Consider the following 12655-nt stretch of genomic DNA (forward strand, 5'->3'; position numbering starts at 1 on the left):
ATTTAAAGCATGATCCAATGATTATCCCAAATCACATTAGATGATTGAAAGATCGTGCTTTTTTTATAATCTTGAATAACTACTCTTCCACTACCTGCACTGAGAGCAAAGTGATCCTTCGCCGCAGCAGCTCCGGAGGCATCAACCAGTGAGCCCATCTCGATGAGTACGCCCGAAGCTAAGTCCCAAATTCCAAAACAATTTCCGCGTGGAGAGGTCGCAATGATCTGCGATTCTGTACACGCAACGCTACCAATATATTGCTGAAAACGCGTCCACTCTTCTTTACTGGCCTTCAAGGGCGTAATGTCACGTCCTTGTTGTTTTATTGCCAATAATGGAAGGATGTTCTCAGCATCTCCCTGATATTGTTGCGCAAGAACCACAACTCCCTCTGGACCTGTCGCCAGGTGACGAATACTCAGTTTTGGGTCTTCTAAGGTATATCTCTCAGTCACTAGTCCTGATTCAATGTCAATCATCACTAATGAAGGCTGCATCGAATCCAGATTCAGTTTCTTCCTGCCTTCAGTGCGAATCCCACCAACGGCTACCGCCATCGTGTTGCCATTAATCACCTTCATTTCATGGGGACCGACACCAAAGCCGGAAATTTCGCGTATTCGTGTTAGTGAGCCGTCCCGATTGGTGTGATAAACACCAATACTCCCCTCACTACTTGCTATATCTCCCTCCACCACAAAGAGTTGATTGCCAAGCACATCACCATGTCCGTAATAGAATTTTTCAGAAGGCGGATGAGTGATATTGCGCACGCCTCCTGTTTTCAGGTCAATGGTTTGAATGAAGTCACCAGGGCGCCGGGCAAACACATAGGCAAGTTGTTTGTTGTTACTGATTGCAATGCCGTGACCACGGCCAGGCAATGGTGTCTGAAAGCAAACCCCGCCGCTTGTATTTACTGCCGTTACCGCGAAACTCCCGTCTGATGTTTTGGCACAACCAAGAAACGCTGGCCTGGCCTTATTGGCTTCATTCTGATAAACGCGCCAACCATCCGCTAAAGCCCCTGTGGTCAGCAGACCCAATGAAGACAACAACAAGCGGCGGCGCTTTTGGCTCACACTCACGCTTTAGTCTCCATCCGTTGAATTAAACCCAACGACTAAACCCAACGTTGGCCCTACTTCGTCACTCAGTGCGGTTTGCAGGTAATCAATGTTGTTAGCAACGATCATCAATGACTGATAACCCGACTTGTCCGCCAGCAGTGGTGCCATTGACTTGCTTTCCGGCACACTTTTCACCGCTGACTTGAAATGGGATTCCAAACGGTTTGCAAGCTCGGTATGCCCTTTTTCAACCAACAGCGGCTGGAGTATGAATTCGTACCGTTGTTGTAAAGACAGCAGTCCATCTCTCAAAAACGTATTCGATTGACCAGAGCGCCAAGCCTGTGACTGATAAGGTTTAGGGAAAGCCGGCTTGCCCATCGGTAAGGATAAAGTCTTTGAAATTGCATCAAGTTGGGAGGTCACGCTGCGAAGCGTCTCTGCTTCCAGTTGCTTCCCAGTCACGTCATTCCAAGGATTAACCTGCCACGCGCTGTCTAGCGCCTTTGCTGATTGCACAGTACGACCGACTACCGACAGCGTAAGAGGACAACGCATTTCCATGGACTCCACACCTGCCCCGTCAAACAGTAGCCATTCAATCGCGCCTAGCCCCTGCACAGCAACACTTTGCTGAGCCAGTTCATCAGCAGTTGGAACCGCACTTTTCTTCAAAAGCTGGGTCAACTGGCGACCCGTGGTGTTTTTCTTGTCAGGATAAAACTGGATGTTCCAACTGATCGACATCGCTGCTTCGTTGCCAGAATTTCCCCCCACAAAAGGCTGCCAAGCCCTCATGGTTTCGATCCACTTGCTCTGGGCTTGGTTAAGTTTTTCTTCAGAAGGTGCTGCGCAGAGTCCACTAACACTCCGCTCCAACGCTCGTGCTGCGTCAAGAAATCGCTGAGTGGATTGCTTTTGCAACTCCCACATTACCAGCTCACTCTCTTTCACTGCTGCTTCACTGAAACAACCTGACAATAGTGACAGCGTCACACATAGCGTGAGTGTTTTAATTGGTGATTGAATAAACATGGCTACCACTCCTACAACGAATTCAGGAACGCAATCAGGGCTTCGCGCTGGGTTTTATCAAAGCCCAACACATTTTGTTTGCTGCTCTCGGCTTCTCCGCCATGCCACAGAACCGCTTCCATTACGTTTCTTGCTCGCCCATCATGCAGGTATTCGGTATGTCCATTCACTTCTTCGGTATAGCCCAAACCCCACAATGGCGCGGTTCGCCATTCCTGTCCGTTTGCAATGAATTCACCATGGTTGTCTGCCAATCCTTCGCCCATGTCATGAAGCAGCAAATCCGTGTAGGGATGAATGATTTGATTACTCAGGGCTGGCCTATCAGTGCGCTCTCCCGTTTGCAGCGTTGATTGATGGCAACTTTCACAGCCTGCATCTGTGAAGAGCTTCTCCCCCAGTTGCACTTGGGGATCGTCGAGTTTTCGACGCATAGGTACTGCCAGATGCTGGGAATAGAACTCAACGAAATTAAGCACCTTTTCTGTGACCTCAGGGCTACCGCCATTTGGCAGTCGTTCACAGAGTGTTTGGGCTGTAGTGCAGTTCTCCGCTGGGAACAAAGCAGTGGTTAAGCCAAGATCGCCATTAAATGCAGCCGCATTTTGCTGCATCAAGGTGGGCTGGCCAGCTTTCCACCCAAATCGGCCAACGACGGTTTTTTCCTGCAGAACATCCCACACTTCATTTGGACGCCCTGATATGCCTTTGCCCTCTTTGACTTGCGCTTCAGCAATACCCCTCATCGTTTGCTCAGTGACAGACTCAAGCAAACCAAGACCAATCATAGGTGGCGCGATACGAACAGACTTCTCTATCTGAGGGTGCATGTCTCCGTAACTAAGATCTTCGATAGTAACGACAGGTTTTCGAAGCTCTACCGAATATCCGTCTTTGAACGTTTCATTGTGTTTCTCGAAACGCAGGGCAATCCGGCCTTCCGGCTTCTCCCCGGGGAGTGCGAAGTCCTGGAGTTGGCCGCCATAAACCGGGTCAGGAATGTTACCTGACATGATCAGCGCTTTTTTCTGGGCATCTGTCATTGCCGGAATACTAAGACGGATAAGCATAGATACGGCGTTGTCATCGCCTGGTTTAGGTAGATGACCGCGCCCATCTTTGATATGGCAGTTCTGGCAACCATTGGTGTTGAAAAGTGGGCCCAGTCCATCCCTTGCATCCGTCGAAGCAGGCGCACTTACCCAAGGGTTTCTGAAAAAGCTGTTACCGACGCTGAAGTCGATGCGCTCAATCATAGGAAGGTTGGTGGCAGGTTGTGAGAAGGCATTGACACCCTGCTTGTTGGTCGTGGTATCTCCACCGGATTTGATAGCAGAGGCGTTAGCAGAACAGGCTATAACAGCAAAAGCGAAAGGAATATATTTCATAACGACATTGAAACCAGCTAAACGACAGAAGCCTCCCTAAGGCCCAGACCTCGGGAGGCTTAATAAAACATAAGAATCAAACTCAGAACTGATGATCAGCGCTATCAGGGTTCAGGTTGGAAATCCCTAACTCCGCTGCGACCGTTTCAATGCTACGGGTTTGTTGAACCAGTGCCGAAATGGCGTTGTTCACCAGTTTGTTACCATCAGCGTTGTCAGACGCAATAAGCTGATCAAAATGCACATTATCTTTCTCAGCAGATTCTACGAGTTGGTATACAGCAGTGCGGGCAGAATCGAAATCTGCTTTGATTTGTGCAGCCGCTTTATCATTATTCTTCTTCACCATATCCAGAAGTGATGGGCCAGTCAGTTCAGAACCATCAATACGCTGATAAGAGCCAGTCAGCACGTTGTAGATACCTTGCTCGTTATAGTAGTGGGAGTTGTGCGTATTATCAGAAAAACAGTCATGCTCATCCTCCGTCGAGTTCGCCTCTAACGCCACTTTCATGCGCTCGCCAGCCAACTCACCGAGCGAAAGAGATCCCATGCCAAACAGCATCTTGCGCAGACCGTTTGTGGTGTCTTCTTTCAAAAGGGTTTCGCGATAGTTGCCTGACTCGCTCGCAGACCATTGCTTTTCCATCCAAGTTAAATCTTCGATGAGCAAATCAGAAGCGGCTTTCAGGTACTCACGTCGGCGGTCACAATTGTTGTTGGTACATTCCTCGCCGTATGCGAAATCAGTGTAAGGACGCTCACCCGCGCCAGATTGAGTGCCATTCAGATCCTGGCCCCAGAGCAAGAATTCAATAGCATGATAACCTGTAGCAACGTTCGCTTCAGACCCACCAACTTCATTCAAAGAAGCCAATAGCTCAGGAGTAATGGCGGTGACATTCAACTTCTCGCTACCCACCTGAATGCTAGTGTTAGAAACAATATTCGCTAATGCACCACCATTACCCAGTTCGTATTGGTAATCCGTTGCCACATAGTCAATCAGGCCTTCATCCAGTGGCCAAGCATTAAGCTGACCTTCCCAGTCGTCCACAATAGCGTTACCAAAACGGAATACTTCAGATTGTTGATATGGTACGCGTGCGGCAACCCAAGCCACTTTCGCAGCATCAAGGTTGGCTTGAGATGGAGATTCGATGAGGGCTTCAATCGCGGAATCCAACTTCACCGCAGATTGTTGCGCATCACTGTAAACAGCATGAGCTAGATTTGCGTAGTGGTTAACGACTTCGTCCGGCGTTGCCGCCATCGCAGTGGTTGAAACAGAAGAAAGAACCCAAATAGAGCAGGCAATAGCCAAAGTGGAGCGCTTCATAATCATTCCTTGAATACGTGTGGTTGTAACAAATTATTGCGATCGACAACAATTATTACATTCACATTCGAGTAAATTCAAATGATATTGATAGTTTTTATCATTTAGATTAATCAAACATGATCGTCTGTTGAAGTTTTGGGACTTTCATTTAATTTCAAGGATGAATGAGAGGTTCGAGAGACGGTTCATGTCACACCGCTTGAGACAGATTGAGCCTTGGGTGTAAGGTTGACCTAAAGTTAAAGTGATAAATATAAGTTAATATCCGATAATCGCTGGGATTTTTCCTTCAACAACGGCGCACATTCTGCTGTGAATCAGTGATGAAAGTCTCCGTCTTTCACGCTTATTGCCCTATCAGCAATATTCCTGTGTAAAAGGTCTTTAAATCTTGATCTTTTATACCGATAATTCCCGCGATTTTTAACATCCTGCTGTCTAAAGGAGAGGCTTCTATGGAGAAGCACGAAGAGGTTCTGGTTGCACTGCGACAAATCATCCGCGCTATCGATCTGCATTCTAGAAAACTAAACAAAGAAGCAGGTTTGACGGGGCCCCAATTGGTTCTGATGCGTGCAATCCAGGAACTGGGCGAAGTCACCATTCGTCAGCTTTCCAACCACACGAACATGAGTCAGGCAACAGCGACTACAATTCTTGATCGCCTGGCAAATCGCAACCTGATTGTGCGTGTGCGAAGTAATCTGGATAAGCGCAAAGTTCATGCCCACCTGACAACTGAGGGCGTGAAGGCGTTGGAGCAAGCACCAAAGCCTTTGCAGGAAAGTTTCATTTCCCGGTTCCAGTCTCTTGAAGAATGGGAACAATCTCTGCTTATCTCTTCTGTTCAGCGCATTTCTTCGATGATGAACGCTGACAATATTGACGCGGCACCACTCTTGGAAGTTACACCTCTTACATCAGCAGAGCCTGTGCGTTCTGAGTGATTAAAAGCAGGATCGAAAAGAGCCCATTTGGGCTCTTTTTTATGCACGCTTTTCCCTTCGTCCAAAACTCACTATTCCCGTCGTTAGAGCTGTACCAGCAAAGATCGTTAAGCCCCCCGCCAACATTCTTGGCGTAATAATTTCCCCAAGAAAGATCCCCCCCCACATCACAGCAAAAAGTGGAATGAGAAAGGTAACCGCAGTGGTATTCGTTGGCCCAACCCTGCTTATTAACCGGAAAAATAAGATGTAAGCAAAGCCCGTAGCTGCAATACCCAAAATGGCTGCGGCGATCCAGGCTGCAGAACTAGGTGGCGTATCTGGCCAAAAGAGAATGCCCAAAGGCAGCAGAATCATTGTTGAACCAACCTGACTGCCCGTTGCAGTTACCAAAGGCCGAACACCTGTAAGGAATCGCTTTAGTGTAGCTGGCGGATATTCCATACATCAGGGTTGCCCCCAATACAGCTATCACTGGCCACCCCAGCCCTTGGTCACCAAAATTGAGCTTACCCCAAACTAGAACAATTACGCCTAGCACACCTAACAACAGGCCAAAGATCCTGTTGCGATTGAGGGATTCGCCGAGCCAGAGGTAGGCAATAATCGCCCCCCAAATTGGCGTCCCTGCGTTGACAATAGAGGCAAAACTTCCGGTGACATCGACCATGGCATAAGCAAACAAAAGGAACGGAACCGCTGAACTGAAAAGCCCAACAGCGCAGGCATGGAACCAGTGCTTCCTGAAAGCTGTGGTTTGACCTTTCAACTGCAATAACGGAATAAGGAGCAAAGCACCAAGCCCAACCCGAACAAGAATAAGTGCGAAAGGGCCAAAGTCCGGTACCGCATAACGGATCAAAATGAAGGAACCACCCCAAAGCGCAGCGAGCAGCATCAACTCCATGACATCAAGTTTTCTCATTTCCATTCTTATTCTCTGTACTTCTCATTCGCCTAGAAATCTGTGCGAGATCACGCTATTGAACATTAGTGCATAATATATCTCGGCTGCCCGTAGCCACTAGCCAAATGTGGCACTCTCTTCGAAACACTCCTAAGAGCATAATTTTTATATGTATTTAACTGACAGGAGTAACAATAACCTTATTATTTTTCAGGGAATCTGCTCTACTACTGAAATATCCGCCAAACAATACAACAAAGCGCATTTTATTTTTTCAAATTAAGCATCTAGTTTTATATCTGAGACACACACTTGGAGAGCAGATAGATGCCAGTGACAAGAAGGATTCTCGTCGTCGACGATTCTGACGCCATATTATTGATGATGAAGTCTATTTTATCGGATATCGGCATCAATAAGGTGAAGACCTTCAACAACCCCAAAGCAGCACTAGAAGAACTGCATCACTCGCCAACTAAATACGATATTGTGTTCACAGATCTGAACATGCCCGGCATTGACGGTATGGGCGTCATTCGGAAGCTAGGCAATATGAAATTTGGCGGGGGTGTTTGCATAATTTCAGACCTAGATGTCAGAGTCATCGAACTGGCGGCAGAAGTTGCACGACAACAGCAGGTATGTTTGTTAGGGAATATCGCCAAGCCACTGACCATAGAGACCCTACAACTTATTCTGGATAGAATGGACCAGTTTGAAGAGCGCAGGTTTCTGAAATTCACGAAAATGACCAAAAAGGAGCTCATCACCAGCATCGTCCATCACCAGATAGTGCCCTACTACCAACCAAAAATGAACCCTGACAATAATCGTGTGGACAGCCTAGAGGTACTGGCACGTATTCAAAAACCTGGTGAGACCGATGCTATCCTCCCAGGCCGCTTCATCCCTACAGCGATACAGTATGACTTAATGGATTTGCTCACCATACAGTTGGCTGAAGCAACAGCCTTAAATATGGATATACTATCGCAAATATTTGGGGATAAAGTAAAAATAAGCATCAACCTCTCTCCACAGCAGTTAGCAGATTTGGAAATTCCAAATCGTTTAGAAGAGCTCTTCAAATCCCATGACATCGATAAATCCCGAGTGGTCCTCGAGATCACTGAAGAATACGCACTAAAATCGGCTGAGCAAATGGAGTCACTTAATCGATTAAGAATCCGTGGCTTTGGCCTATCTCTAGATGATTTCGGTACCGGATTCACCAACTTGCAGCAGTTGCGAAGCTTGCCATTTACTGAAGTCAAAATTGATCGCACGCTAATAAGCCAGATTCATCAAGACCAATTTAGCCAAGTGATCGTGCAATCTCTATCGGACATAACCAGTAAATTTAACGTAGATCTAGTTGCAGAAGGTATCGAAAATTTTGAAGAGCTGGATTACCTTTCAAGACAATATCCCGGTATTTTGCTTCAAGGTTTTCTGATTTGCCGCCCACGCCCGATTGAAGCCTTACAAAGCTGGTATACTAATTGGCTGAAAAGCGTTGGTGCCAACGCCAGTGCCGACGTAACCAATCGCTGACACATTCCTGAAAACACAATAGCCCCTATCGAACACCTGGGCCTTTACTGAAAGCCCAAATGCGATATCACTGTTCCCTACTCATCTCAACTGACATGGCCTGAGCTAGAGATACCAAACGTTTAAACTTGCCAGAAGCTACTATTGGCAAGGGTTTACTTGCATGGCAGGTAACAAAGGCATAAATCAGTTGTTCCATAATTACGCCCAACTCTTCCGCAATCTCACTCAGTCAAGGTCGCTCTCAAACAATTAGCTTTTTCTTACCTTGATGAGATGATTACCCTACCTCCAGAACAAAACGAGACAATATTATTGGGCGAATTTACAGTCACCCAACTTACTCCTACTCATGGAGATGATTACACCTGCAAAGGAACACCAGGATCACAACGCCAATCAATCTGGCTAAATCCTGCATCTTCATGTTGTTGGGGTATATTTCCGTAGGTTATTCAATATATATTCAGGGGAGGTACCTCAACATCGTTCAGGGATACGAACATGAAAACAATTGGCTTGATTGGCGGCATGAGCTGGGAGTCGACAGAGATTTACTATCGACTGCTGAACCAATATATTCGTAAGGCTGTTGGCGGCCACCACTCTGCCAAGATTCTGATGAGCAGTGTTGACTTTGCGGAAATTGAAGCACAGCAACGTGCCGGAGCCTGGGACCAATCGGCTGCGCAGTTAGCTGGCGAAGCCAAAAAGTTGGAAAGTGCAGGTGCGGACTTTATGTTGATTGGCACTAATACCATGCACAAGGTTGCCATCGAGGTTCAGGATGCAATTTCCGTTCCTCTGATTCATATCGCGGATGCAACTGCACAAAAACTCAAAGGAGACGGTATCAAACATGTTGGCTTGCTGGGCACGCGCTTTACCATGTCGCAGCCATTCTATAAGGAACGGTTGGAGTCGCATGGTATTGAAGTGAGTGTGCCAGAGGATTGGCATCAGGACATTGTCCACGAAATTATTTATCAGGAGCTGGTAAAGGGTGAGGTCAATGCTCACTCCCGGAGACAATACCTTTCAGTTATCGACACACTCAAAGCACGTGGAGTTGAGGGCGTTATCCTAGGTTGCACTGAGATTGGACTCCTCATAAAACAACAACACACCTCGATCCCACTCTACGACACCACTGAATTACACGCTGAAGCAGCGGTTAGACTAGCGCTATCTGTTCAGTAAGGAAACAGTATGACAATTCGAGCAGCACAGGCCGGAGATCTTCCAGCTATTAATACCATTTACAACCACTATGTCCGCGAAACTTCGATTACTTTCGACTACGAACCATGGACAATTGAGCGACGTCAGGCTTGGTTGGAAAAGCTAGTTAATAGTGATGGATACTATCATGTGTTAGTAAAAGAAAATGAAAACGGTGAAGTGATTGGTTTTGCATACAACAGTGAGTTTCGCGAAAAGCGAGCTTATAAGGTCAGTTCTGAAATCACCATCTACCTGCATCATGAGCTTCGAACTAAAGGGTTGGGAACTGAATTGCTTCAAACGCTACTCGACAAAATGTCAGTTTCACCCGTATCCCGTGCGTACTCAGTGATCACTTTACCGAACCCCGCGTCTATGAGGTTGCATGAAAAACTTGGCTTTCAACAGGTTGGCTTACTGACAGATGTTGGATACAAATTTGATAAATACCATTCTGTAGCAATCTTGGAAAGACCCATTTAATACCATGATATTATTCAACGATTACTATTTTTCTTTAAATTTCAACACGCAGAAAGACCCTCGCTCTGCCCCACATCTTTTCCTATCCCAAAAACACCAATCAGTCTAAAAACACCTACAAACCCTCCGGAGAATAAGTTAATTTCTCTCTGTATTTATGCAACTTACCTCCTATCACTCTGACTTGATTGAATAAAATTTTATTTATCAAGATTTCATGACCTTAGCAGCAATAAGAAAAGAAATAAGTGTAAATTCCCCATTTAAAGAAAAAGATTCTCTACACTTTTAATAATTTGTATTTGCAACATATGTTTCTATTGTGGAGCACGGGAAGCATGAAGATTTCAACAAAAATAAAAATGGCGTTCGTCGCAATCAGCGCCATAGCAGTCATTGCAACGGCCAGCTTACTTACCGTAACAGCAATAACAACTTCAACGCTCGCTCTGGAGCACCAGATTGAAAACCAGCTACTTTCAATGAGGGAAGTTAAAAAAGCTGAAGTCGAAGATTACTTCATTAATATCCGCAAGCAATTAATAAACCTTGCAAACTCCACCATGACAGAAGATGCCATGGCACAATTTTCGAATAGTTTTAGTAGCGTATCGACCGAAACCTTTCCCAGAGCCAATCAGGCGGACATTCTCAAAAGCTACTACATCAATGAGTTCGGTGCGACTTATCAGGAAACCAACAATAAAAGCGCTAACGCAGATACCAACCTCGATAGCATCGGTTTAAATGGTTTGCTGCTGCAACAGGCTTACATCGGCCTAAACGAGAACCCTCTGGGTAACAAGCATTTGTTAGACAAAGCTGATGACGGCACAATCTATAGCGAGGTGCACGAGGTCTATCACAATAACTACCGTACTTTCCTCGAGTCATTTGGTTACTACGACATTTTTCTCGTAGATAATGCAGGAAACGTTGTGTATTCGGTTTTCAAGGAGTTGGATTACGGTACCAATCTAGTCACAGGCCCCTACCGAGACAGTGGACTTGCTGAAGCTTTCGTTGGAGCCAAAGACCTCGCCAATGGCGATTTTGCATTTATTGATTTTGCACCTTATTACCCCTCTTATGATAGTCCGGCTTCCTTTATCGGCTCCCCTGTGGTGAAAGATGGCCAAAACATCGGCGTGTTGATCTTTCAAATGCCGATTGACACCATTAACGGGATAATGACCTATCATGGGAAATGGCGTGAAGATGGGTTGGGCGAATCCGGCGAAACATTTCTAGTTGGTACTGATGGGCTCATGCGATCACAAGCTAGAATGTTGGTTGAAAACAAAGATGAGTACCTCAAACTCCTCACAGAGAGCAGTGTCGCACCAGAGATCATTAATCGTATTGCCATCACAGATTCTTCTGCAGGCCAGCAACCGATAAATTCAAGCCATACCAAGAATGCACTAAACGGCGAAAAAGGATTTGTTACGACCAATAATCACATGGGCAATACTGTCTTTGCCGCATACACTCCTATCAATATTCTTGACACACAATGGGCCTTGGTTTCCGAAATAAACAAACTGGAAGCACTGGCAAAGGTAGTGGCACTCAAGTCGGAACTATATCAGACCGCGGGTATTACAGGTACCGTGGTGGTCGTTGTGGCGATTCTTCTAGCTTGGCTGATAGCTTCCAGCATCAGTAAACCCATCGTTAATCTCACTAGCATAATTACTAGTATCGCGCAAAATCATGACTTGACCTCACGTCTGGAAGTGAAAGGCAAAGATGAAATCACTCAACTTTCAACTTCCATGAACGTCATGTTAGATGATTTCATGAATCTAATTAAAGGAGCTGATACCACCGTTAGAGCCCTTGGAGAAACATCTTCGGAGATCCAGAAAAACATCAGTTCAATGCGAGGACAGGTAGACCAGCAGGCAACCAATTCCGGTCAAGTGGCTACTGCCGCGACCGAAATGAATACGTCTATTTCCGAAGTGGCAAACTTTGCCCATACGGCCTCTGAATCTTCAGAGAATGTGGTGAAATCAGTGCGCCAAAGCGCCGATGTCGGAAAGCAGCTGGTTAACGAAATCTCTTCTCTTTCTGACAAAATGAATGAGGCGACTCAATCAATGGAGCAACTCTCCTCAGAAAGTCACTCCATTGGCTCTGTGCTTGACGTAATTCAGGGAATCGCAGAACAGACCAATCTGCTCGCTCTAAATGCCGCCATTGAGGCAGCACGTGCAGGTGAACAAGGCCGTGGCTTTGCGGTTGTTGCCGATGAAGTGCGTTCTTTGGCGATCCGAACTCAAACCTCTACGGAAGAAATCCGCGCCAAGGTGGAATCACTTCAGGCAGAGACAGACAAAGTGGTCAATGGAATCAGAGGGGCTAACCAGTTTGTGGCAAGCAGTGTAGAGAACTGCAATCGAAACAATGAAATGCTGGCAAAAATTGAAGGCATGATGGTAGACATCAATGACATGAATACCCAGATTGCCACTGCTGCAACACAGCAATCTTCAGTCACTGAAAATATCTCCATGAACGTTAATGCCATTGCCAGTTCATCTGAACACGTTTCAGAGATGACGGTGAACACTGACGGCAAGGCAGTCAGCATCAATGAGCAAACGAGAAAGCTAACGCAACAAATCGGTACTTTCAAAATAGCCTGACAGCTCTGTCATACAATCAAAGGCCAGCATTTGCTGGCCTTCCTATTT

11 protein-coding genes are annotated in these 12655 nt (G+C 46.2%); 5 read left to right on the forward strand and 6 right to left on the reverse strand.

Features of this window, described 5'->3' with window-relative positions; translation table 11 throughout:
* Positions 1–2 precede the first annotated feature (2 nt).
* The 4 genes from VP504_RS03285 to VP504_RS03300 all read right to left on the reverse strand — a co-directional run bounded on the left by VP504_RS03285 (position 3) and on the right by VP504_RS03300 (position 4835).
* Entirely contained in the window at positions 3–1091 is a 1089-nt protein-coding gene (locus VP504_RS03285; RefSeq protein ID WP_325892928.1) for a DUF1513 domain-containing protein, read from the reverse strand.
* Between the two features lie 3 nt (positions 1092–1094).
* On the reverse strand, positions 1095–2108 hold the full coding sequence (locus tag VP504_RS03290; protein ID WP_325892929.1) for an imelysin family protein: 1014 nt from the start codon (positions 2106–2108) through the stop codon (positions 1095–1097).
* Between the two features lie 11 nt (positions 2109–2119).
* The gene (locus VP504_RS03295) at positions 2120–3496 is read right to left on the reverse strand and encodes a di-heme oxidoreductase family protein (RefSeq protein ID WP_325892930.1); all 1377 of its coding nucleotides are present in this window, start codon (positions 3494–3496) and stop codon (positions 2120–2122) included.
* Positions 3497–3578: 82 nt separating this feature from the next.
* Complete coding sequence (locus VP504_RS03300; protein ID WP_325892931.1) at positions 3579–4835, reverse strand: imelysin family protein; 1257 nt, start codon at positions 4833–4835, stop codon at positions 3579–3581.
* A 458-nt stretch (positions 4836–5293) separates the two neighbouring features.
* Here VP504_RS03300 and VP504_RS03305 point away from each other — a divergent pair, with 458 nt between their 5' ends.
* Entirely contained in the window at positions 5294–5785 is a 492-nt protein-coding gene (locus tag VP504_RS03305) for a MarR family winged helix-turn-helix transcriptional regulator (RefSeq protein ID WP_062708925.1), read from the forward strand.
* A gap of 39 nt (positions 5786–5824) precedes the next feature.
* Here the strand turns inward: VP504_RS03305 and VP504_RS03310 are convergent, their stop codons facing one another.
* Together VP504_RS03310 and VP504_RS03315 are read right to left on the reverse strand one after the other, a co-directional pair.
* Positions 5825–6178 (reverse strand): DMT family transporter, encoded by a 354-nt coding sequence (locus VP504_RS03310; protein WP_325892933.1) that lies wholly within the window; start codon positions 6176–6178, stop codon positions 5825–5827.
* Positions 6093–6716: a DMT family transporter gene (locus VP504_RS03315; RefSeq protein WP_325892934.1), complete on the reverse strand. Its 624-nt coding sequence runs from the start codon at positions 6714–6716 to the stop codon at positions 6093–6095. The genes VP504_RS03310 and VP504_RS03315 overlap by 86 nt, the downstream gene beginning before the upstream one ends.
* 303 nt (positions 6717–7019) lie before the next feature.
* On the opposite strand from VP504_RS03315, the gene VP504_RS03320 reads away from it, so the two are divergent.
* From VP504_RS03320 to VP504_RS03335, 4 genes are all read left to right on the forward strand, one after another.
* On the forward strand, positions 7020–8246 hold the full coding sequence (locus tag VP504_RS03320; RefSeq protein WP_325892935.1) for an EAL domain-containing response regulator: 1227 nt from the start codon (positions 7020–7022) through the stop codon (positions 8244–8246).
* A gap of 504 nt (positions 8247–8750) precedes the next feature.
* Positions 8751–9446 carry an aspartate/glutamate racemase family protein gene (locus tag VP504_RS03325; RefSeq protein WP_325892936.1) on the forward strand — a complete coding sequence of 232 codons (696 nt, stop codon included), beginning with the start codon at positions 8751–8753 and terminating at the stop codon, positions 9444–9446.
* Between the two features lie 9 nt (positions 9447–9455).
* The gene (locus VP504_RS03330; RefSeq protein WP_325892937.1) at positions 9456–9953 is read left to right on the forward strand and encodes a GNAT family N-acetyltransferase; all 498 of its coding nucleotides are present in this window, start codon (positions 9456–9458) and stop codon (positions 9951–9953) included.
* Positions 9954–10291: 338 nt separating this feature from the next.
* Positions 10292–12607 carry a methyl-accepting chemotaxis protein gene (locus tag VP504_RS03335; RefSeq protein ID WP_325892938.1) on the forward strand — a complete coding sequence of 772 codons (2316 nt, stop codon included), beginning with the start codon at positions 10292–10294 and terminating at the stop codon, positions 12605–12607.
* The last annotated feature ends 48 nt before the right edge of the window (positions 12608–12655 follow it).

This window comes from Grimontia sp. NTOU-MAR1, from assembly GCF_035758505.1.
In the GTDB taxonomy this organism is placed as follows: Bacteria; Pseudomonadota; Gammaproteobacteria; order Enterobacterales; family Vibrionaceae; genus Enterovibrio; species Enterovibrio marinus.